Annotated in this window: 18 protein-coding genes; 17 read left to right on the forward strand and 1 reads right to left on the reverse strand. The window is 72.8% G+C overall.

Features of this window, described 5'->3' with window-relative positions; all coding sequences use genetic code 11:
- Positions 1-201: 201 nt before the first annotated feature.
- Genes gatC through EDF32_RS11765 form a run of 4 tightly spaced genes read left to right on the forward strand, consistent with a single transcriptional unit; the run spans position 202 to position 4,119 of the window.
- Positions 202-498 (forward strand): Asp-tRNA(Asn)/Glu-tRNA(Gln) amidotransferase subunit GatC, encoded by a 297-nt coding sequence (gene gatC, locus EDF32_RS11750; RefSeq protein ID WP_123308754.1) that lies wholly within the window; start codon positions 202-204, stop codon positions 496-498.
- The gene (gene gatA / locus EDF32_RS11755; RefSeq protein ID WP_123308755.1) at positions 498-2,015 is read left to right on the forward strand and encodes an Asp-tRNA(Asn)/Glu-tRNA(Gln) amidotransferase subunit GatA; all 1,518 of its coding nucleotides are present in this window, start codon (positions 498-500) and stop codon (positions 2,013-2,015) included. The genes gatC and gatA overlap by 1 nt, the downstream gene beginning before the upstream one ends.
- Positions 2,012-3,517 (forward strand): Asp-tRNA(Asn)/Glu-tRNA(Gln) amidotransferase subunit GatB, encoded by a 1,506-nt coding sequence (gene gatB, locus EDF32_RS11760; RefSeq protein ID WP_123308756.1) that lies wholly within the window; start codon positions 2,012-2,014, stop codon positions 3,515-3,517. The genes gatA and gatB overlap by 4 nt, the downstream gene beginning before the upstream one ends.
- Positions 3,518-3,543: 26 nt before the next feature.
- Positions 3,544-4,119, forward strand: a complete 576-nt coding sequence (locus tag EDF32_RS11765) for a GNAT family N-acetyltransferase (RefSeq protein WP_233565889.1) — start codon at positions 3,544-3,546, stop codon at positions 4,117-4,119.
- 26 nt (positions 4,120-4,145) lie between these two features.
- Here the strand turns inward: EDF32_RS11765 and EDF32_RS11770 are convergent, their stop codons facing one another.
- Positions 4,146-5,618 (reverse strand): deoxyribodipyrimidine photo-lyase, encoded by a 1,473-nt coding sequence (locus EDF32_RS11770; protein ID WP_123308757.1) that lies wholly within the window; start codon positions 5,616-5,618, stop codon positions 4,146-4,148.
- A 92-nt stretch (positions 5,619-5,710) separates the two neighbouring features.
- On the opposite strand from EDF32_RS11770, the gene EDF32_RS11775 reads away from it, so the two are divergent.
- From EDF32_RS11775 to EDF32_RS11835, 13 genes are all read left to right on the forward strand, one after another.
- A complete protein-coding gene (locus tag EDF32_RS11775) occupies positions 5,711-7,228 on the forward strand; it encodes a peptide MFS transporter (protein WP_123308758.1) in 1,518 nt (505 codons plus the stop codon).
- Positions 7,229-7,445: 217 nt separating this feature from the next.
- Positions 7,446-9,308 (forward strand): dihydroxy-acid dehydratase, encoded by a 1,863-nt coding sequence (ilvD, locus tag EDF32_RS11780; protein WP_123308759.1) that lies wholly within the window; start codon positions 7,446-7,448, stop codon positions 9,306-9,308.
- Positions 9,309-9,354: 46 nt separating this feature from the next.
- Positions 9,355-11,052 carry a dihydroxy-acid dehydratase gene (ilvD, locus tag EDF32_RS11785; protein ID WP_123308760.1) on the forward strand — a complete coding sequence of 566 codons (1,698 nt, stop codon included), beginning with the start codon at positions 9,355-9,357 and terminating at the stop codon, positions 11,050-11,052.
- 61 nt (positions 11,053-11,113) lie between these two features.
- Positions 11,114-11,665 carry a pyridoxamine 5'-phosphate oxidase family protein gene (locus EDF32_RS11790; RefSeq protein WP_123308761.1) on the forward strand — a complete coding sequence of 184 codons (552 nt, stop codon included), beginning with the start codon at positions 11,114-11,116 and terminating at the stop codon, positions 11,663-11,665.
- 44 nt (positions 11,666-11,709) lie between these two features.
- Entirely contained in the window at positions 11,710-12,387 is a 678-nt protein-coding gene (locus EDF32_RS11795; RefSeq protein ID WP_123308762.1) for a VOC family protein, read from the forward strand.
- A 154-nt stretch (positions 12,388-12,541) separates the two neighbouring features.
- Positions 12,542-13,603: an ABC transporter ATP-binding protein gene (locus EDF32_RS11800; protein WP_123308763.1), complete on the forward strand. Its 1,062-nt coding sequence runs from the start codon at positions 12,542-12,544 to the stop codon at positions 13,601-13,603.
- Entirely contained in the window at positions 13,603-14,592 is a 990-nt protein-coding gene (locus EDF32_RS11805; RefSeq protein WP_123308764.1) for an ABC transporter permease subunit, read from the forward strand. Before EDF32_RS11800 ends, EDF32_RS11805 begins: the two co-directional genes overlap by 1 nt.
- A 320-nt stretch (positions 14,593-14,912) precedes the next feature.
- Entirely contained in the window at positions 14,913-16,817 is a 1,905-nt protein-coding gene (locus tag EDF32_RS11810; protein ID WP_123308765.1) for an acetolactate synthase large subunit, read from the forward strand.
- Positions 16,818-16,844: 27 nt separating this feature from the next.
- Complete coding sequence (gene ilvN / locus EDF32_RS11815; RefSeq protein ID WP_123308766.1) at positions 16,845-17,369, forward strand: acetolactate synthase small subunit; 525 nt, start codon at positions 16,845-16,847, stop codon at positions 17,367-17,369.
- 43 nt (positions 17,370-17,412) lie between these two features.
- The gene (gene ilvC / locus EDF32_RS11820) at positions 17,413-18,441 is read left to right on the forward strand and encodes a ketol-acid reductoisomerase (RefSeq protein WP_123308767.1); all 1,029 of its coding nucleotides are present in this window, start codon (positions 17,413-17,415) and stop codon (positions 18,439-18,441) included.
- A 236-nt stretch (positions 18,442-18,677) separates the two neighbouring features.
- Positions 18,678-19,211, forward strand: coding sequence for an ASCH domain-containing protein (locus EDF32_RS11825; protein WP_123308768.1), 534 nt, complete (start codon positions 18,678-18,680; stop codon positions 19,209-19,211).
- A gap of 61 nt (positions 19,212-19,272) precedes the next feature.
- On the forward strand, positions 19,273-20,316 hold the full coding sequence (locus EDF32_RS11830; RefSeq protein WP_123308769.1) for a 3-isopropylmalate dehydrogenase: 1,044 nt from the start codon (positions 19,273-19,275) through the stop codon (positions 20,314-20,316).
- 145 nt (positions 20,317-20,461) lie between these two features.
- Positions 20,462-21,595 carry a branched-chain amino acid aminotransferase gene (locus EDF32_RS11835; protein ID WP_123308770.1) on the forward strand — a complete coding sequence of 378 codons (1,134 nt, stop codon included), beginning with the start codon at positions 20,462-20,464 and terminating at the stop codon, positions 21,593-21,595.
- The last annotated feature ends 19 nt before the right edge of the window (positions 21,596-21,614 follow it).

A 21,614-nucleotide genomic window follows, 5' to 3' on the forward strand; every position in this document is an offset into this window, starting at 1 on the left:
TACTGCCCTGGAGACGGGGTGGGAGAGTAGGACGCCGCCGAACACCCATCAACCGAAGGCCCACCCCGACACCGGGGTGGGCCTTCGGCATACCCCCGTCCGGCCCCCACTTGCGCCGTGACCTCCGCCTGCCGGCTCGTGCCCGCGCACAGCCCTGTGCCGGACAGCAGAGCCGCGGGCGCGAGCCTCTAGACTTGCGGCATGTCCACCATCTCCCGTGACGAGGTCGCGCGCGTGGCCGCGCTGGCCCGGATCGAGCTGCGCCCCGACGAGGTCGACCGCCTCGCCGGCGAGCTCGACGTGATCGTCGACGCCATCGCCCAGATCAGCTCGGTCGCGACGCCGGACGTGCCCGCGACCAGCCACCCGCTCCCGCTGACCAACGTCTACCGCGAGGACGTCCCCGTGCCCGCGCTGGCGGTGGCCGACGTGCTCGCGGGCGCGCCGGACGCGCAGGACGGGCGCTTCGCCGTCCCGCAGATCCTCGGGGAGGAATGATGAGCGAGGACCTCACGCGGCTCACGGCTGCTGACATGGCCGCGCGGCTCGTCGCCGGTACGGTGACGAGCGTCGAGCTCACGCAGGCCCACCTCGACCGGATCGCCGCGGTCGACGGTGACGTGCACGCGTTCCTGCACGTGAGTGCCGACGACGCGCTGGCGACGGCGCGGGACATCGATGCCCGCCGCGTCGCGGGGGAGGACCTCCACCCGCTGGCCGGGGTCCCGATCGCGATCAAGGACGTGGTGGTCACGCGGGGCATGCCGACCACGGCCGGCTCGAAGATCCTCGAGGGCTGGGTGCCACCGTACGACGCGACGCTGGTCGAGCGTGTCCGCGCCGCAGGCCTGCCCATCCTCGGCAAGACGAACATGGACGAGTTCGCGATGGGCTCGTCCACGGAGCACTCCGCGTACGGTCCCACGCGCAACCCGTGGGACCTGGACCGGATCCCCGGCGGGTCCGGCGGGGGGTCCGCCGCGGCGGTGGCGGCGTTCGAGGCGCCGCTGGCCGTCGGCACGGACACGGGCGGCTCGATCCGGCAGCCCGGGGCGGTGACCGGCACGGTCGGCGTGAAGCCCACCTACGGCGGGGTCTCGCGCTACGGGCTGATCGCGCTCGCGTCGTCGCTCGACCAGGCCGGTCCGGTGACCCGCACGGTGCTCGACTCCGCGCTCCTGCACGAGCTCATCGGTGGTCACGACCCCCGCGACTCCACCTCCATCGCCGAGGACCTGCCGCCCCTGGTGGACGCCGCGCGCCGCGGCGCCTCGGGCGACCTGCGCGGCATGCGGATCGGCGTCGTCACGGAGCTCGACGGCGACGGCTACCAGGAGGGCGTGCGCGCCCGGTTCGCCGAGTCGCTCGACCTGCTGCGCGGCCTGGGTGCCGAGGTCGTCGAGGTCTCCTGCCCGCACTTCGAGTACGCGCTGGGCGCCTACTACCTCATCCTTCCGAGCGAGGCGTCGAGCAACCTCGCGAAGTTCGACGGCATGCGCTTCGGCCTGCGCGCCGAGCCGGCCGAGGGGCCCGTGACCGCCGAGCGCGTCATGGCCGCGACCCGCGGCCAGGGCTTCGGCGACGAGGTCAAGCGCCGCATCATCCTCGGGACCTACGCGCTCTCCGCCGGCTACTACGACGCCTACTACGGCAGCGCCCAGAAGGTGCGCACGCTCGTGCAGCGCGACTTCGACGCCGCGTTCGAGCAGGTCGACGTGCTCGTGTCCCCGACGGCGCCGACCACGGCGTTCGAGCTCGGCGCCAAGCTGGACGACCCGCTGGCGATGTACCTGAACGACGTCGCGACCATCCCGGCGAACCTCGCCGGCGTCCCCGGGCTCTCGGTGCCGAACGGCGTGTCCGACGACGGCCTGCCGGTCGGGTTCCAGGTCCTGGCCCCGGCCAAGGCCGACGACCGCCTCTACCGCGTCGGCGCGGCGCTCGAGCGGGCCCTCGAGACGTCCTGGGGCGGGCCCATCCTCGCGCAGGCTCCGGAGCTGGAGGTCAAGCCATGAGCACGAGCACCGTCGACCTGGTCGACTACGACGACGCCGTCCGGCGCTACGACCCCGTCCTGGGCCTCGAGGTGCACGTCGAGCTCGGCACGCGGACCAAGATGTTCTGCGGCGCCGAGGTCGAGTTCGGGGGCGACCCCAACTCGCAGGTCACGCCGGTCTCGCTCGGGCTCCCGGGAGCCCTTCCCGTGGTGAACCGCACGGCGGTCGAGTACGCGATCAAGATCGGTCTCGCGCTGAACTGCTCGATCGCGGAGTCCTGCCGGTTCGCGCGCAAGAACTACTTCTACCCGGACAACCCGAAGAACTTCCAGACGTCCCAGTACGACGAGCCGATCGCCTACGACGGCTACCTCGACGTCGAGCTGGAGGACGGGACCGTGTTCCGCGTGGAGATCGAGCGCGCGCACATGGAGGAGGACGCGGGCAAGAACACGCACGTCGGCGGCGCGGACGGCCGCATCAGCGGCGCCGAGTACTCGCTCGTCGACTACAACCGTGCCGGCATCCCCCTCGTGGAGATCGTCACCCGGCCGATCACCGGCGTCGGCGAGCGGGCTCCGGAGATCGCCCGCGCCTACGTCCGGACCCTGCGGGACATCTTCCGGGCGCTCGGCGTGTCCGAGGCGCGCATGGAGCGGGGCAACGTCCGCGCGGACGTCAACCTCTCGCTGCGCCCGACGCCCGAGTCGCCGCTCGGCACGCGGACGGAGACCAAGAACGTCAACTCCTTCCGCTCCGTCGAGCGCGCCGTGCGCTACGAGGTCTCCCGGCAGGCGGCGGTGCTCGATGCGGGCGCCACCGTGATCCAGGAGACGCGCCACTGGCACGAGCTGAGCGGCATCACGAGCTCTGGGCGCGTGAAGTCCGACGCCGAGGACTACCGCTACTTCCCCGAGCCCGACCTGGTGCCCGTCGCGCCGAGCCGCGACTGGGTCGAGCGGCTGCGCGCCGAGCAGCCGGAGCTGCCGGTGGAGCGCCGGCGCCGGCTGCAGGGCGAGTGGGGGTACGCCGACGCGGAGATGCGCGACGTCGTCAACGCGGACGCCGTGGACCTCATCGAGGCGACCGTCGCCGCCGGCTCGAGCCCCGCGGGGGCGCGCAAGTGGTGGATGGGCGAGCTGGCGCGCCGCGCCAAGTCCGACGACGTCGAGCTGGCCGCGCTTCCGGTGAGCCCGGCGCAGGTCGCCCAGCTCCAGGGCCTGGTCGACTCCGGCCGGATCAACGACAAGCTCGCGCGCCAGGCCCTCGAGGGCGTGCTCGCGGGGGAGGGCGACCCGGAGGACGTCGTCGTCGCGCGCGGGCTCGAGGTCGTCTCGGACGACGGCCCGCTGCTCGAGGCGATCGACGCCGCGCTCGCCGCCCAGCCCGACATCGCGGAGAAGATCCGCGGCGGCAACCTCGGGCCGGTCGGTGCGATCATCGGCGCCGTCATGAAGGCGACCCGCGGTCAGGCCGACGCCGGGCGCGTCCGCGAGCTCGTGGTCGAGCGGGTCGGCTGAGCCGTGCTGCGCACCAAGGGGGCACGGTGAGCCGCGGGCCGGTCGTGCAGGGCGAGATGATGCACCTGCGGCCGACGGAGGCGCGGGACGCCGACCGGATGTGGGAGTCGGTCCAGGACCCGGAGGCGTCGCGCCAGACCGGCAGGACGCGCCGGTACGACCGGTCCGAGATCGACGCGTGGTGCGCCGACGTGTCCGACATGCCGGACCGTTACGACTGGGCGATCACGCCGGGCGCGGTGCGGGACGGCGCGCTGGTCAGCGACGAGATGATCGGCGAGATCGTGCTCGACGACATCCGTGACGCGACGCGCGCCGCGCGGCTGAGCATGCTGATGCTGCCGAACTACCGCGGGCGCGGGTACGGCAGCGAGGCGATCTACGAGGTGCTGCGGTTCGCGTTCGCCGCGGCCCCCGAGGGGCTCGGCCTGCACCGCGTCGAGCTGGACGTGCTCGACATCAACCCGCGGGCGCGGTCCCTCTACGAGACCCTCGGGTTCCGCGAGGAGGGTCGCAAGCGCGACGCCTACCGGGACGGCGACGGCTTCTGCGACGCGATCATGATGAGCATCCTCGAGGACGAGTTCCGCGCGGGGCTCTGAGGCCTGCACGCGGCGTCGGCCCGGGGTCAGCGCCGGTGCAGCGCGTCGAGCGCAGCGCGGCGCTCGACCGCGTGGTCGACGATGCGCTCGGGGTACGCCTCCACGCGGTCGTGCTTCCACGGCTCCTGGGCCGCGCGACCGGGCAGGTGAGCGAGCTCGGGCACCCAGCGGCGCACGTAGTCGCCGTCCGGGTCGAACCGTAGCCCCTGGGTCACCGGGTTGAAGACCCGGAAGTAGGGCGCGGCGTCGCGCCCCGTCCCTGCCACCCACTGCCAGTTCAGCTGGTTCTGCGCGGTGTCGCCGTCGACCAGGTGGACCATGAAGTGCTCCGCCCCGCGCTGCCAGCGCACGTGCAGGTCCTTGACCAGGAACGATGCGACCACCATCCGGACCCGGTTGTGCATCCACCCGGTCGCGAGCAGCTGGCGCATCCCGGCGTCCACGAGCGGGTAGCCGCTGCGTCCCGCCCGCCACGCCCCGAGGTGGTGCTCCTCCTGCGCGCCGGTGACCCACGCGTCGTCGGGCAGGACGGTGCGCAGCGAGCGCGTCGCCGCACCCGGGTGATGGTGCAGGACGTCGGCGTGGAAGTCGCGCCAGGCGAGCTGCGAGCGGAACGTCGCTACGTCGTCGGACGACGGGCGCCCCGCCCCGGCGCGGGCCCCCGGGACCCGGCCTCGCGCGACGCCGGCAGGCTCGGCACGCTCGGCACGCTCGGCACGCTCGGCACGCTCGGCACGCTCGGCACGCTCGGCACGCTCGGCGATGTCGGCGAGCATCGTGCGCGGGTGGATCTCGCCCCACTTCAGCGGCGTGGACATCGAGGACGTGCCGTCGCGGTCCGGGCGGTCGCGGGCGGACGCGTACCCGTGCAGCCCGTCGGCGAGGAAGGCGCGCCAGCGGGCGCGCGCGGCCTCCTCCCCGGCCTCGGGCAGGTCGGCGCCCACGGCGGGCGCGGAGGGGAGCGGCTCGCCGTCGACCCTCGCCCACGGGACCGAGCGCGGCCGGGGCGCGGGCGCCCGCCAGCCGTGGTCGAGCCAGGCGGCGCGGAACGGGGTGAAGACCTGGTAGGGGTCGCCGTCGTTCTTGCGGACCCGCCCCGGGGAGACGGCGTAGGCGGAGCCGGTACGGCGCAGGGTGACGCCGTCCCGCGCGAGGCGGGCCGCGACGTCGTCGTCCCGGCGGCGCCCGTACGGCTCGTGGGCGGCGCTGACGTGCACCTCGCGCGCGCCGACCTCGCGGGCGAGCCGGGGGACGACGTCGTCCGGGGAACCGTGGCGCACGACGAGCCGCCCGCCCGTGGACCGGTCCAGCGCGGCGAGGCTCGCCGCGAGGTGCGCCGCGCGGTTCGGGCTCCGCCCGGGCCACAGGGCCGGGTCGAGGACGAAGAGCGCGACGACAGCGGGGTCGTCGTCGGCGCGCGCCGACGCGACGGCCGCCACCAGGGCCGGGTTGTCGGCGAGGCGCAGGTCGCGGCGGAACCACAGGATCGTCGTCGGCACCGACCCACGGTAGGCGGCACGGGCCGCCGACGCAGCCGACGCCCGTGCGTGCTGCGGTCGCACGGGCGTCGGGCCGGTGCCAGAGTTCCCCCATGACCCAGAGGGACGACGACAGCCTTCCCGTGGCCGGGGAGCTGGCGGACCCGCGAGGCTTCTTCGGCCATCCACGCGGCCTGATGACGCTGTTCACCACGGAGCTGTGGGAGCGGTTCAGCTACTACGGGATGCGCGCGATCCTCCTGTACTACCTGACCGACACGGCGGCCAACGGCGGCCTCGGCTTCGACACGGTGACGGGGCAGGCGTTCGTCTCGATCTACGGCACGTCGGTGTACCTGCTCTCGATCGTCGGCGGCTGGATGGCCGACCGGGTCATCGGGGCGCGGCGCTCGGTGCTGTACGGCGGGGTCGTCATCGCCGCCGGCCACGTGTGCCTGACCGTCCCGGGCTTCGGGTTCTCGATGACCGGGATTGCGCTCGTGGCGCTCGGGACCGGGTTCCTCAAGCCGAACGTCTCGACGATGGTCGGCGAGCTGTACGCGCGCGACGACCACCGGCGCGACTCGGCCTTCTCCATCTTCTACATGGGCATCAACATCGGCTCGCTCGTGGCACCCATCCTCGTCGGGCTCGCGGAGGACTGGGGCGGCTACCACGCGGGGTTCTCCGTCGCCGCCGTCGGGATGGGCTTCGCGCTCGTGTTCTTCGTCCTCGGGCGCCGGTACCTCGGCGAGGCGGGGCGCCACGTCCCCAACCCCGTCCGCCGCGAGGAGCGTCCGGCGCTGGTGCGCCTGGCCCTGCTGGTGGTCGCGGCGGTCGCGCTCACGTCGGGGGTCGCCGTGTGGATCAGCGGCGGCTGGGGGCTGGACGCCTTCATCGACGGGATGTCATATCTCGCGCTGCTCGTGCCGATCGCCGTGTTCACCGTGATGTTCCGCTCGGACCGCGTCACGGCCGCGGAGCGGAGCCGGCTCGCCGCGTACGTCCCGCTCTTCATCGGGGCGATGCTCTTCTGGATGATCTTCGAGCAGGCGGCCACGACGCTGGCGTCGTTCGCCGCGGACCGCACGCAGCTCGACGTGCTCGGGTTCACCGTGAGCCCGACGTTCTTCCAGTCGGTCAACCCCGCGTCGATCGTCCTGCTCGCCCCGGTCTTCGCGTGGATCTGGACGAAGACGCACGACCGGCCGCCGACGGCGTACAAGTTCGCCCTGGGCCTGGCCCTCGCCGCGACGTCGTTCCTGTTCCTCTCGGCCGCGTCGGCGATCCTCGGCGAGGAGCAGGCCCCGGCGTGGGTGCTGGTGGCGGTGTACGTGATCCAGACACTCGGCGAGCTGTGCCTGTCGCCCGTGGGGCTCGCGGCGACGACGCTCCTGGCGCCGCGCGCCTTCCGCGCCCAGGCGATGGCGATCTGGTTCCTCGCCGAGGCCGCGGGTCAGGCGATCACGGCCCAGACGATCCAGGCGACCGCCGACGTCTCGGACACCGCGTACTTCGGGTGGATCGGCGCGGTGGCGATGGTGTTCGCGTTCGGCCTGCTCGCCGTGGCTCCCTGGGTGACCCGGCACATCACCCGGGCGAACGAGATGGAGGCCGAGGCGGCGTCCTGACGCCCGTCCGCCCGTCCCGCCGCCCGTCCGCGCCGCCCGTCCGCCGAGACGTCGAATTCGGCCCCTGATTCTTCGAATCAAGGGGCCGAATTCGACCTCTCGGCGGACGCGGGGACCAGCAGACGGACGGCGGACAGGTGCCCGCGGCAGCGGACGTACGCTGACGCCGGCGCCGCGACGCTCGGCGCCTCCCCGTCTGTCGAAGGAGCTGACCGACATGAGCCGCCCCCTGCGCTCCCGGACGTCCACCCATGGCCGCAACATGTCCGGCGCCCGCGCCCTCTGGCGCGCGACCGGCATGGGCTCGGAGGACTTCGGCAAGCCGATCGTCGCCATCGCGAACTCGTACACGCAGTTCGTGCCCGGCCACGTGCACCTCAAGGACATGGGCGACCTCGTCGCCTCGGCGATCCGCGAGGCGGGCGGCGTCTCGAAGGAGTTCAACACGATCGCCGTGGACGACGGCATCGCGATGGGCCACGAGGGGATGCTCTACTCCCTGCCGAGCCGCGACCTCATCGCCGACTCGGTCGAGTACATGGTCAACGCCCACTGCGCGGACGCTCTCGTGTGCATCTCGAACTGCGACAAGATCACGCCGGGCATGCTCAACGCCGCGCTCCGCCTCAACATCCCCGTCGTCTTCGTCTCCGGCGGCCCGATGGAGGCCGGCAAGGCCGTGGTGGCCGACGGCGTCGCGTCCACCCCGCTGAACCTCATCAACGCGATCAACTACTCGGCCGACGACGCGGTCACCGACGACGCCCTCGCCGCCGTCGAGGAGGCCGCCTGCCCGACCTGCGGCTCGTGCTCGGGCATGTTCACGGCCAACTCGATGAACTGCCTGACGGAGGCCCTCGGGCTCTCGCTGCCCGGCAACGGGTCGACGCTCGCGACCCACGCCGCCCGCCGTGAGCTGTTCCTCGAGGCCGGTCGCACGGTCGTCGACCTCGCCCGCCGCTACTACGACGACGAGGACGACACCGCGGCGCCGCGGGGCATCGCGACCAAGGCGGCCTTCACCAACGCCATGGCGCTGGACGTCGCGATGGGCGGCTCCACCAACACGGTGCTGCACATCCTCGCCGCGGCGCAGGAGGCCGAGGTCGACTTCGACCTCACGGACATCGAGGCGCTCAGCCGCCGCGTGCCGTGCCTGGCGAAGGTGGCGCCCAACCACCCCCGCTTCCACATGGAGGACGTCCACCGCGCGGGCGGCATCCCGGCCCTGCTCGGCGAGCTCGACCGCGGCGGCCTGCTCGACCACGACGTGACCTCCGTGCACACCCCGACGCTGCGCGCCTGGCTCGACGACTGGGACGTGCGCGGCGGCGCGGCGACCGACCGGGCGCTGGAGCTCTTCCACGCCGCCCCCGGGGGCGTGCGCACCACCCAGGCCTTCTCGACCTCGAACCGCTGGGACCACCTCGACACCGACGCGGCCGAGGGCTGCATCCACGACGTCGAGCACGCCTACACGGTCGAGGGCGGGCTGGCCGTGCTGCGGGGCAACATCGCGGAGGACGGCGCGGTGTTCAAGACCGCGGGCGTCGACCCCGACGTCTTCCACTTCGTCGGCCGCGCGCTCGTCTGCGAGTCCCAGGACGAGGCCGTCGAGAAGATCCTCACCAAGCAGGTCGAGCCGGGCCACGTCGTCGTCGTGCGCTACGAGGGACCGGCCGGCGGTCCGGGGATGCAGGAGATGCTCTACCCGACGTCGTTCATCAAGGGCCGCGGCCTCGGCAAGGTCTGCGCGCTGATCACGGACGGCCGGTTCTCCGGTGGCTCGAGCGGCATCTCCGTCGGGCACGTCTCCCCGGAGGCGGCGGCCGGCGGGACGATCGGGCTGATCGAGGACGGCGACGAGATCGAGATCGACGTCGACACCCGCCTGCTCCGGCTGAACGTGCCCGACGAGGTGATCGCGGAGCGGCGCGCGAAGATGGAGGCGCGGGAGAGCCCGTGGCAGCCGCTCGACCGCGACCGGCACGTCTCGCCCGCGCTCCAGGCGTACGCGGCGATGGCGACGTCGGCGGACCGCGGCGCCGTGCGGGACGTGTCGCGGCTCGCGCGCCGCTGAGGCGGCTGAGCCTGTCGGATGCCCCGTCCGGTCGTAGTGTCGGGGCATGAGCACACCGGACATCAAGCCCCGCTCGCGCCAGGTGACCGACGGCATCGAGGCGACGGCGTCGCGCGGCATGCTGCGCGGCGTCGGCCTCGGTGACGAGGACTTCGCCAAGCCCCAGATCGGCGTCGCGAGCTCCTGGAACGAGATCACCCCCTGCAACCTGTCGCTCGACCGCCTCGCCCAGGCGGCGAAGGACGGCGTCCACGCCGCCGGCGGCTACCCGCTCGAGTTCGGCACCATCTCGGTCTCGGACGGGATCTCGATGGGCCACGAGGGGATGCACTTCTCGCTCGTGAGCCGCGACGTCATCGCGGACTCCGTCGAGACCGTGATGCAGGCCGAGCGGCTCGACGGCTCGGTGCTCCTCGCCGGCTGCGACAAGTCCCTGCCCGGGATGCTGATGGCCGCCGCGCGCCTCGACCTCGCGTCCGTGTTCATGTACGCGGGCACGATCGCCCCGGGCTGGGCGAAGATGTCGGACGGCAGCGAGAAGGAGGTCACGCTCATCGACGCCTTCGAGGCGGTCGGGGCGTGCCGGGCCGGCACGATGTCGCGCGAGGACGTGACGGCGATCGAGAAGGCCGTCTGCCCCGGCGAGGGGGCCTGCGGCGGGATGTACACGGCGAACACGATGGCCTGCGCGGCCGAGGCGATGGGGATGTCCCTGCCGGGGTCCGCGTCCCCGCCGTCGGCGGACCGCCGCCGCGACACCTGGGCGAAGCGCTCGGGCGAGGCCGTCGTGGAGCTGCTGCGCACGGGGACCACGGCCCGCGACATCATGACCAAGGAGGCGTTCGAGAACGCCATCGCGGTGACGATGGCCTTCGGCGGGTCGACCAACGCGGTGCTGCACCTGCTGGCGATCGCCCACGAGGCCGAGGTCGAGCTCACGCTCGACGACTTCGACCGCGTCGCCGGGCGGGTGCCGCACCTGGGCAACCTCAAGCCCTTCGGCCAGTACGTGATGAAGGACGTCGACCAGATGGGCGGCGTGCCCGTCGTGATGAAGGCGCTCCTGGACGCCGGTCTGATCCACGGCGACTGCCTGACGGTGAGCGGGCGCACGGTCGCGGAGAACCTCGCCGAGATCTCCCCGCCCGACCCGGACGGGAAGATCCTGCGCTCGCTGTCGAACCCGATCCACGCGACCGGCGGGATCACGATCCTGCACGGGTCCCTCGCGCCCGACGGCGCGGTGGTCAAGTCCGCGGGCTTCGACACGGACGTCTTCGAGGGCACCGCGCGCGTGTTCGACCGCGAACGCGCGGCGCTCGACGCGCTCGCCGACGGCACGATCACCCACGGTGACGCCGTCGTGATCCGCTACGAGGGCCCCAAGGGCGGCCCGGGCATGCGCGAGATGCTCGCGATCACCGGGGCGATCAAGGGCGCCGGGCTCGGCAAGACCGTGCTGCTCCTGACGGACGGGCGCTTCTCGGGTGGCACGACCGGCCTGTGCGTCGGTCACGTCGCCCCGGAGGCGGTCGACGGCGGCCCGATCGCCTTTCTGCGCGACGGGGACCCGGTCCGGCTCGACGTCGCGAACAAGACGCTCGACGTGCTCGTCGACCCCGACGAGCTCGCGGCGCGCCGGACGGACGACTGGGTTCCGCTGGCGCACGGGTACACGCGCGGGGTGCTCGCGAAGTACTCGAAGCTCGTGCAGTCGGCGTCGAAGGGTGCGGTGCTCATCTAGGCGGCGTCTTGGCGACCAAGACTCTATTGCTCGGCTGGCGAGACGCGCGGAAGATGGGCTCATGTCGACCGTCCACGAGTGCATCGACCCGAAGATCCGCGCGTTCGTCGAGGCGCAGCACGTCTTCTTCGTGGCGAGCGCGCCGAGCGGGCCGGACGGGCACGTGAACGTCTCGCCCAAGGGCGTCGAGGGCTCGTTCCTCGTGCTCGACGAGCGGACCGTCGCCTACGCCGACCTCACCGCGAGCGGCGCCGAGACGGTGGCGCACCTGCGCGAGAACGGCCGGGTGACGCTGATGTTCTGCGCGTTCGACGGCCCGCCCAACGTCGTGCGGCTGCATGGGCGCGGGCGCGTCGTCGCGCTCTACGACGCCGGGTTCGAGGACCTCGTCGGCCGGTTCGCCGAGCGGCGGGGCGTCCGGGCGGTGATCGTGGTGGACGTCGAGCGGGTGTCCGACTCGTGCGGCTACGGGGTCCCGCTCTTCGAGCACGTCGGCGAGCGCGAGCTCCTGCCGCAGTACATGGACCGCAAGGGGATCGACGGCCAGGCGGAGTACCGGCGCCGCAAGAACCGCACGAGCATCGACGGGCTGCCGGCGTTCGACGACGACTGACGCACCGGGGTGCGCCCCGCTCGGGCCTGGGCGAGGGTGGCGGTATGGCCGACGAGACGACGCGGGTGACCGCGCAGCAGTTCCACGCCGCCGAGGGCACTGCGGACTGGCGGGTGCTGATCTCGACCGCGCACGCCGTGTTCCGCACGGGCGACTTTGCGACCGGGCTCGCGCTGGTCGGCCGGATCGGGGAGCTCGCCGAGGAGGCGGGCCACCACCCCGACGTCGACCTGACGTACCCCGCCGTCGTCGTGCGCCTCACCACGCACGACGCGGGCGGGCTCACCGGCCGCGACGTCGCGCTGGCGCGCCGCATCAGCGAGGCGGCGCGGGAGCTCGGCGTCGACGCCGACCCGACGGCGCCGCTGCAGACGGAGATCGCGATCGACGTGCTGGACCGTGACGCCGTCCTGCCGTTCTGGGCGGCCGTCCTCGGCTTCGAGCGGGTGCAGACCGACGGGTACCAGGACGTCGACCTGCGCGACCCCCGGGGGCGCGGCGCGACCATCTGGTTCCAGCAGATGGACGAGCCCCGGCCGCAGCGCAACCGCATCCACCTCGACGTCTGGGTGGCGCCCGACGCCGCCCGGGAGCGGGTGGCCGCCGTCCTCGCCGCGGGCGGGACGCTGCTCTCCGACGCCGAGGCGCCGTCCTTCTGGGTGCTCGCCGACCCGGAGGGCAACGAGGCCTGCGTCTGCACGTGCCTCGACCGCGACCGGTAGCCGGCCGGTGGCCGTCCGGCAGGCAGCCGGCGGCGACGCGCCCCGCGCGGGGAGGTTCACGGGTGCGCCGGATCCCACTATGCTCCGAGCGACCGCGCCGCCCGGCCGGTCGTGAGGGCGACCCGCGACGACGCGGCGGCAGGGGACACGGATCGTGACTGCGCAGACGGCGGCGGCACCCGCACCGGTACCGGGAGCGACGGCCCCGACCGGGCTCGCGGTCTCGACGCGGGGGCTGCGCAAGACCTACCGGAGCCTGCGCGGCAGTTCGGTCGGGGTCGAGGGGCTCGACCTGGACGTGCCGCTGGGCGGTGTGCACGGCTTCCTCGGGCCCAACGGCTCGGGCAAGACCACGACGATCCGCATGCTGCTCGGGCTCGTGCGCCCGGACTCGGGCACGATGCGCATCTTCGACCAGGAGGTCCCGCGGGCGCTCCCGCAGGTCGTCGGGCGGGTCGGTGCGATCGTCGAGCAGCCCAAGTTCTTCCCGTCGTTCTCGGGGCGCCGCAACCTCGAGCTCCTCGCCGGGGCCATCGGCGCCGAGCCGCGGATGGTCGGGACGGTGCTCGCGGAGGTCGGCCTCGCGGACCGCGCGCGCGACCGGTACCGCGGCTACTCGCTCGGCATGAAGCAGCGCCTGGCGATCGCGGCCACCCTGCTCAAGGACCCGGACCTGCTGATCTTCGACGAGCCGACGAACGGGCTCGACCCCGCGGGCATCCGCGAGATCCGCGAGACCATGCGCGCGCTGGGCGAGCGCGGCAAGACCGTGCTGGTCTCGAGCCACATCCTCGCCGAGGTCGAGCAGGTCGCCGACACGGTCTCGATCATCGGCGGCGGGCGGCTGCTCGCCCAGGGTTCGGTGGCCGAGATCGTCGGACGCCAGGCCGGGGGAGTCGTCCGCGTCGGCATCGACGCACCCGGCCGCGCCGCGCAGGTCCTCGCGGAGGCCGGGCTGACCGCCCGCGTCGACGCCGGGGTCGTGCTCGTCGACGGCGTGGACGACGCCGCCCGCGTGACCCGCGTCCTCGCGGGCAGCGGACTCTTCGTTCGCGAGCTGACCACGCTCCGTGCCGACCTCGAGTCCGTCTTCCTCGACCTGACCTCGGGCGAGCGGCCCGGCGGCTTCGTGCCCGACGACGTGGAGCCAGCCCCGCTGACCGGCGCGACACGCGCCGTCGGTCGCCACGGGCGCCACCAGGGAGGGGTGGCCTGATGCGGCTGCTGCGCGTCGAGCTCCGGCGCTTCCGCCTCCGGGCGCTGATCCGGTGGGGAGCCGTCGGCGCCGTGGCCGTCGCGCTGCTGCTCGTGGCCGGCGCGTTCCAGACCTCCACGCCGCTGCCGCAGGCGCAGATCGACGAGATCCGCGCCCAGTACGACGAGCAGGTCGCCGACTGGGACGCCCACAAGGACGAGTACATCGCGGACTGCAAGCAGCAGGAGGCCGACGCCCAGGAGGCGGACCCGTCCGCGGACTACGCCTGCGAGCAGGGTGGGCCGGGAGCCTGGGAGGACTGGATCGGGGGCACCAGCAGCTTCTCGGACGCCGGGATCTCCTCGATCCAGTCGTTCGGCGTGGTCTTCCTGCTGCTCGCGCTCTTCCTGGGCATCACCTTCGCGGCCGCCGAGACGAGCAGCGGGGCCATCGGGAACTGGCTCACCTTCGAGCCACGCCGCCGCCGCGTCTACTGGTCCAAGCTGGCCGCGGCGTCGCTCGGCGTGCTGCCGATCGTCGCCGTCGCCCTCGCGGTCGGCACCGCCGGCTCGTGGCTCGCGTACGAGGTGCACGACGCGACCGGGAGCATGACCGCCGCGCTGTGGACGGACCTCGGGTGGAGCCTCGGGCGACTGCTGCTGGGGTCGGCGGCGTTCGCGGCGATCGGCGTCGCGCTCGGCATGCTCACCCGGCACACCGCGGCGGCGCTCGGCGTCGTCGTCGCCTGGTTCGTGGTGGTCGAGCTGTTCGGTGCGAACATGCTGGACGGACTGCAGCGCTGGCTGCTGGTCGTCAACACCGAGGCGTGGGTCGCGGGCGGCGCGACATACTCCGTCGAGACCTGCACGCCGTCCGACGGTGGTGGCCTCTCGTGCAGCTACGTCGACCATGCGGTCTCGCTCGCGCAGGGCGGCCTCGTGCTCGCCGGGCTGACGATCGTGGTCGCCGTGGTCTCGGCCCTCGTGTTCCGACGGCGCGACGTCGCCTGAGCCGGCGCTCGCCCCTCGATCGTGTCCCACATGTCGGGACGACTCGACCGAGGGGTGACACCGCCCCTCGATCGGCGTAGTGTGCGAGCCATGCGGACGATCCTCCTCGTAGTACTTCCTGAGCGCGCCGGCTGACGCCGATCGACCAGGTCCGTCCGCGCGCTCACCCCGAAGAACCCGAGACCCGGGTTCGAGGGGTTTTTTCATGCCGGGGACGCTGCGGGAGACTGGACGCAGACCCGGTCACGACGACCAGCTCCACCAGCACGACGGTCACACGGCCAGCGGTCGCAGCAGCGACCCGAACCAAGGAGACACCGATGGTCCAGGGCACCCCTCCGGCAGCAGCACGTCCCGGCGTCCCGACGCCGGCCGCGCTCGCCGGCGCACCCAAGCCCGCCCCCGCGGCGACGAGCGGGCCGCGCGGCCGCGTCGCCGCGGCGCCCCGCACGAGCGGTGGCGCGGCGGTATCGACGGAGCAGGTCACGGGCGCGCAGTCCATCGTCCGGTCGCTCGAGGAGATCGGCGTCGAGACGATCTTCGGCATCCCCGGCGGCGCGATCCTCCCGCTCTACGACCCGCTGATGGACTCCGCGAGGCTGCGGCACATCCTGGTCCGCCACGAGCAGGGCGGCGGGCACGCCGCGTCCGGCTACGCCCACGCCACGGGCAAGGTCGGCGTGACCATGGCCACGTCCGGCCCCGGCGCGACCAACCTGGTCACCCCCATCGCCGACGCGAACATCGACTCCATCCCGATGGTCGCGATCACGGGGCAGGTCGCCGAGTCCCTCATCGGGACGGACGGGTTCCAGGAGGCCGACATCGTCGGCATCACGATGCCGATCACCAAGCACAACTACCTCGTGACCGACCCGGCGGAGATCCCTCGCGTGCTCGCCGAGGCGTTCCACATCGCCTCGACCGGGCGCCCCGGGCCGGTCCTCGTCGACATCGCGAAGTCCGCGATGCAGGCCGCGACCACGTTCTCGTGGCCGCAGGAGCTGCAGCTGCCGGGCTACCACCCCGTCACGAAGCCGCACACGAAGCAGATCAAGGAGGCCGCGCGGCTGCTCGCCGGCGCGCGCCGGCCGGTGCTGTACGTGGGCGGCGGCACCGTCCGCGCGAACGCCTCGCCCGAGCTGCGGCGGCTGGCGGACGTCTCCGGTGCCGCCGTCGTCACGACGCTCATGGCCCGGGGCGTGCTGCCCGACACGCACCCGCAGAACCTCGGCATGCCCGGCATGCACGGCACCGTCCCGGCGGTCGCCGCGCTGCAGAAGGCCGACCTGGTCGTCGCGCTCGGGGCCCGGTTCGACGACCGGGTGACCGGCCAGCTGTCGACCTTCGCCCCCCACGCGACGATCGTGCACGCCGACGTCGACCCGGCCGAGATCGGCAAGAACCGTGCCGTGGACGTGCCGATCGTCGGGGACATGAAGGAGGTCCTCGGCGACCTCGTGCCCGAGCTCGAGCGCGAGCACGCGGCCCACGGCAAGCCCGACCTGGCGGCCTGGTGGCACCAGATCGACGACTGGCGCGAGACCTACCCGCTGGGCTTCACCGAGCCGACCGACGGGCACCTGTCGCCGCACGCCGTCATCCAGCGCCTCGGCCAGCTGGCCCGACCGGAGTCGATCTTCGTCGCGGGCGTGGGCCAGCACCAGATGTGGGCGGCGCAGTTCATCCGCTACGAGCACCCCCGCACGTGGATCAACTCCGGCGGCCTCGGCACGATGGGCTTCGCGGTCCCGGCGGCCATGGGCGCCAAGGTCGGCCAGCCCGACCGCGACGTCTGGGCCGTGGACGGCGACGGCTGCTTCCAGATGACCAACCAGGAGCTCGCCACCTGCACGATCAACGACATCCCCATCAAGGTGGCGCTGATCAACAACTCCTCGCTCGGCATGGTGCGCCAGTGGCAGTCGCTGTTCTACGACAACCGCTACTCGAACACCGACCTGCACACCGGGCGCGGGACCCAGCGCGTGCCCGACTTCGTCAAGCTCGCGGACGCCTACGGCGCCGAGGGCATCCGCGTCGAGCACGCGAGCGACGTCGACGCCGCGATCAAGCGCGCCAACGAGATCGACGACCGTCCCGTCGTCGTCGACTTCAACGTCTCCCGCGACGCGATGGTGTGGCCGATGGTCGCCGCCGGCGTGAGCAACGACGAGATCCAGTACGCGCGGGGCATCTCGCCCGCGTGGGACCGCGAAGACTGAGCCGACCGAGACCAGGGAGAACCGACCATGTCCCGCCACACCCTCTCGGTGCTCGTCGAGAACAAGCCCGGCGTGCTCACGCGCGTCGCCGGCCTCTTCGCGCGCCGCGCGTTCAACATCCACTCGCTCGCCGTCGGCCCGACGGAGCACGACGACATCTCTCGCATCACCGTCGTCGTCGACGTCGAGGACAACCCCCTCGAGCAGGTGACCAAGCAGCTCAACAAGCTCGTGCACGTGCTGAAGATCGTCGAGCTCGACCAGCCGACGTCGGTGCGCCGCGAGCTCATGCTGGTCAAGGTCCGCGCCGACGGTGCGAACCGGACCGGCGTCCTCGAGGTCGTCGAGCTCTTCCGTGCCAAGGTCGTCGACGTCGTCCCCGACGCCGTGACCGTCGAGGCCACCGGCAACCCCGAGAAGCTCGCCGCCCTCCTGGCGGCGCTCGAGCCCTACGGGGTCCGTGAGATCGTCAAGTCCGGGACGCTGGCCATCGGCCGCGGCTCCCGCTCCATCACCGACCGGGCGCTCGAGCGCGTCGCCCGCACCGCCTAAGACCCTTCCCCCAGGATTCATCACAGATACAAGGAGAACCACCGTGGCAGAGATGTTCTACGACGACGACGCCGACCTGTCGGTCATCGCCGGCCGCAAGGTCGCCGTCATCGGATACGGCAGCCAGGGCCACGCCCACGCGCTGAACCTGCGCGACTCCGGCGTCGACGTGCGCGTCGGCCTGCGCGAGGGCTCGGCGTCGCGGGCCAAGGCCGAGGACGCCGGCCTGCGCGTCCTGACGGTCGCCGACGCGACGAAGGAGGCCGACGTCGTCGTCATCCTCGCGCCGGACCAGGTGCAGCGGACCGTCTACGCCGAGGAGATCGCCCCGAACCTCACCGACGGCGCGGCCCTCGTCTTCGGGCACGGCTTCAACATCCGCTTCGGCTACATCAAGCCCGAGGCCGGGCACGACGTCGTCATGGTCGCCCCCAAGGGTCCGGGCCACCTCGTGCGCCGCGAGTACGTCGACGGGCGCGGCGTCCCCGTGATCGTCGCCGTCGAGCAGGACGCGTCCGGCTCCGCCTGGCAGCTCGCGCTCTCGTACGCCAAGGGCATCGGCGGACTGCGTGCCGGCGGCATCAAGACCTCCTTCACCGAGGAGACCGAGACCGACCTGTTCGGCGAGCAGGCCGTGCTCTGCGGCGGTGCCTCGCAGCTCGTCCAGTACGGGTTCGAGACGCTCACCGAGGCCGGCTACCAGCCCGAGGTCGCGTACTTCGAGGTGCTGCACGAGCTCAAGCTCATCGTCGACCTCATGGTCGAGGGCGGCATCGCCAAGCAGCGCTGGTCCGTCTCCGACACGGCCGAGTACGGCGACTACGTCTCCGGCCCGCGCGTCATCTCGCCGGACGTCAAGGACAACATGAAGGCCGTCCTCGCGGACATCCAGAACGGTGCCTTCGCCCAGCGGTTCATCGACGACCAGGACGCCGGCGCGCCGGAGTTCAAGGCGCTGCGCGCCAAGGGCGAGGCGCACCCGATCGAGGCCACCGGGCGCGAGCTGCGCAAGATGTTCTCGTGGGTCAAGCCGTCCGACGCCGACTACGTCGAGGGTTCCGCGGGGCGTTGATCCGCGTCTCCTGAGCGCTTCCTCGCTCGCCCTCGGAGGGCGGGACGACGGCGCGCGCGATCTGCCATCCGGCCTCGTGCCTCGGCCTCCCGCCAGGCCCGCCACGATCGCGCGCCCCGTCGTCCCGCCCTCTCGTGCGTCCGCGCCGCGATCGCGCGTCCCGGCGTCCCGGGCTCCGTCGTGCCTTCCTCGGTGTCCGTTCTGCCCCGGTCGGGCTGCGGTGAGATGATCCCGGCATGAGCGACGAGCAGCGGGACCGGCAGCAGGACGGCGCGGGGCACGACACGGCCGCCGACATCCTCGAGTTCTGGGAGTCCGCGCGCATCCGTGCCGGGCTCGTGCGGACGGCGGCGGCGACCGGCTACACCGTCGAGGCGTCGATGGTGCCGCCCGCGTGGAGCTTCGGCGACGACGCCGAGACGGCGGACGCGCTGCTCGAGGCCGTCCTGCGGCGCGAGAAGACGGCGACGTCGTCGTCCCTGTGGGAGTACGAGGACACGGGCGAGGACCTGCCCGAGGAGAAGGCCCTGGCGATCGTCCTCGACGCGAGCGGCGAGCCGCGCGCGCTCATCCGCACGGAGTCGGTCGACGTCGTGCCGTTCGACGAGGTGGGGGAGGAGTTCGCCGCCGCCGAGGGCGAGGGCGACCGCTCGCTCGAGTCGTGGCGCACGGAGCACGAGACGTTCTTCCGGCGGAGCCTGGCCGCCGGCCGCGAGTTCTCGCCGCAGATGCCGGTCGTGTGCGAGCGCTTCAGCGTCCTGTTCCCGTAGTCGCGTCCGGCACGTGAGATCGTCGTCCGCATGGTGGCCCGCGGGGCGTAGCGTCTCGTCCATGACGCGCAACATCAACCTGGCCGTGGTGGCCGGAGACGGAATCGGCACCGAGGTCGTCGACCAGGGCCTGGCGGTCCTCGAGTCCGTCCTCACCGGCTCGGACGTGACGGTCTCGACGACCGCCTTCGAGCTGGGCGCGCGGCGCTGGCACGCGACCGGCGAGACCCTCACGGACACCGACCTCGAGGCGATCCGCGCGCACGACGCGATCCTGCTCGGCGCGATCGGCGACCCGAGCGTCCCGTCGGGCGTCCTCGAGCGCGGCCTGCTGCTCAAGCTCCGGTTCTCGCTGGACCACTACGTGAACCTGCGCCCCGGCAGGCTCTACCCGGGCGTGCGCTCGCCGCTCGCCGAGCCGGGCGAGATCGACTTCGTCGTGGTGCGCGAGGGCACCGAGGGCCCCTACGGCGGCGTGGGCGGCTCGGTGCGGACCGGGACGCCGCAGGAGATCGCCACGGAGGTCTCGGTGAACACCGCGTTCGGCGTCGAGCGGGTCGTCCGCGACGCGTTCGCCCGAGCCCAGGCGCGACCCCGCAAGCACCTGACCCTCGTGCACAAGCACAACGTGCTCGTCAACGCCGGGCACCTGTGGCGGCGCACCGTCGAGGCCGTCAACGCCGAGTTCCCCGACGTGACGACCGACTACCTGCACGTCGACGCCGCCACGATCTTCCTCACGACCAACCCCTCGCGGTTCGACGTGATCGTCACCGACAACCTCTTCGGCGACATCATCACGGACCAGGCCGCCGCCATCTGCGGCGGGATCGGCCTCGCGGCCTCCGGGAACATCAACCCGGACCGCACGGGACCCTCGATGTTCGAGCCGGTGCACGGCTCGGCCCCCGACATCGCCGGCCAGGGCAAGGCCGACCCGACCGCCACGGTCGTGTCGGTCGGGATGCTCCTCGCCCACCTCGGCCTGGACGAGGAGTCCGCCCGCGTGGAGGCCGCCGTCGCGGCCGACCTCGCCGAGCGGGGGGACCGAGTACGTACGACGGCCGAGGTGGGTGGCGAGCTCGCCCAGCGCGTCGCTCGCTGACGCGCACGTCGCTCGCACCCGTCCCGGTCGTCCGCCCCGGTCCGTCCTCGCAGTCCAGGAGGTGACCGCTGTGGGCGCCCCGCGGGTCGTACCGGCACGCGGAGCGTGGAAAACTACAGGGGTCGCCAGGTTGAAAGGTCATCCCATGAGCACCCCGCTTGCTGAGCAGCACCCGCTGAACGACTCCCTCGAGGACCTCGTCGGCCTGTTCGACGTCCGCCGGTCCTCGGCCCCGATGTCGGAGGCCGACCGCGGGCTCGCGCTCGCCGCGCCCAAGTTCGGCACGGTCTTCACCGACCACATGGCCCGTGCCACCTGGACGGCGGACACGGGCTGGTACGACAGGCGCATCGAGGCCTACGGGCCCCTCCAGCTCGACCCGGCCACCGCCGTCCTGCACTACGCGCAGGAGATCTTCGAGGGTCTCAAGGCGTACAAGCACGACGACGGCAGCGTGTGGACGTTCCGTCCCGAGGCGAACGCGGCACGGTTCTCGCGGTCCGCCGCGCGCCTGGCGCTCCCGCAGCTGTCGGTCGACGACTTCGTCGCGTCCCTCGCGGCCCTCGTGCGCGAGGACCGCGCGTGGGTGCCGAGCGGCGACGAGGCGAGCCTGTACCTGCGGCCGTTCATGTTCGCCTCGGAGAAGTTCCTCGGCGTGCGCGCGAGCCTCGAGGCCGAGTACCTGGTGATCGCCTCGCCCGTCGGCGCGTACTTCGCGAACGGTGTCTCTCCCGTGTCCATCTGGGTCGAGCGCGAGTACAGCCGCGCCGCCGCCGGCGGGACGGGGGCCGCCAAGTGCGGCGGGAACTACGCGGCCAGCCTGCTGCCGCAGGTCGAGGCGCAGAAGCTCGGGTGCGACCAGGTCTGCTTCCTCGACGGCACCGGGACGTTCCTGGAGGAGCTCGGCGGGATGAACGTGTTCGTCGTCAAGGCGGACGGCTCGCTCGAGACGCCGGAGCTCAGCGGCTCGATCCTCGAGGGCGTCACGCGCTCGTCCATCATCCGCCTCGCGCAGGACCGTGGGCGCACCGTCACCGAGCGCCAGATCCCGATCGACGAGCTCCTCGCCGAGATCGCGGACGGCACCGTGGTCGAGATGTTCGCCTGCGGGACAGCAGCGGTCATGACGCCGATCGGGCGTCTCGCCGGCTCGAGCTTCGACGAGACGATCGCCGACGGCGGTCCGGGTGAGCTGACGATGTCGCTGCGGGCCGAGCTGACCGGGATCCAGACCGGCGCGGTCGAGGACCGGCACGGCTGGATGCGCCGGCTCGCCTGACCGCGTCCCGGTGCTCCGG

Source organism: Cellulomonas sp. PhB143 (assembly GCF_003752595.1).
Taxonomy (GTDB): Bacteria; Actinomycetota; Actinomycetes; order Actinomycetales; family Cellulomonadaceae; genus Paraoerskovia.

Bases quoted from the DNA above. Each gene is read 5' to 3' on its own strand.
- EDF32_RS11825 (WP_123308768.1), top strand. From the start codon at position 18,678: ATGAGCGACGAGCAGCGGGACCGGCAGCAGGACGGCGCGGGGCACGAC.
- ilvN (WP_123308766.1), top strand. From the start codon at position 16,845: ATGTCCCGCCACACCCTCTCGGTGCTCGTCGAGAACAAGCCCGGCGTG.
- EDF32_RS11805 (WP_123308764.1), top strand. From the start codon at position 13,603: ATGCGGCTGCTGCGCGTCGAGCTCCGGCGCTTCCGCCTCCGGGCGCTG.
- ilvD (WP_123308759.1), top strand. From the start codon at position 7,446: ATGAGCCGCCCCCTGCGCTCCCGGACGTCCACCCATGGCCGCAACATG.
- EDF32_RS11835 (WP_123308770.1), top strand. From the start codon at position 20,462: ATGAGCACCCCGCTTGCTGAGCAGCACCCGCTGAACGACTCCCTCGAG.
- gatC (WP_123308754.1), top strand. From the start codon at position 202: ATGTCCACCATCTCCCGTGACGAGGTCGCGCGCGTGGCCGCGCTGGCC.
- EDF32_RS11790 (WP_123308761.1), top strand. From the start codon at position 11,114: ATGTCGACCGTCCACGAGTGCATCGACCCGAAGATCCGCGCGTTCGTC.
- EDF32_RS11775 (WP_123308758.1), top strand. From the start codon at position 5,711: ATGACCCAGAGGGACGACGACAGCCTTCCCGTGGCCGGGGAGCTGGCG.
- EDF32_RS11795 (WP_123308762.1), top strand. From the start codon at position 11,710: ATGGCCGACGAGACGACGCGGGTGACCGCGCAGCAGTTCCACGCCGCC.
- EDF32_RS11810 (WP_123308765.1), top strand. From the start codon at position 14,913: ATGGTCCAGGGCACCCCTCCGGCAGCAGCACGTCCCGGCGTCCCGACG.
- gatA (WP_123308755.1), top strand. From the start codon at position 498: ATGAGCGAGGACCTCACGCGGCTCACGGCTGCTGACATGGCCGCGCGG.
- gatB (WP_123308756.1), top strand. From the start codon at position 2,012: ATGAGCACGAGCACCGTCGACCTGGTCGACTACGACGACGCCGTCCGG.
- ilvD (WP_123308760.1), top strand. From the start codon at position 9,355: ATGAGCACACCGGACATCAAGCCCCGCTCGCGCCAGGTGACCGACGGC.
- EDF32_RS11830 (WP_123308769.1), top strand. From the start codon at position 19,273: ATGACGCGCAACATCAACCTGGCCGTGGTGGCCGGAGACGGAATCGGC.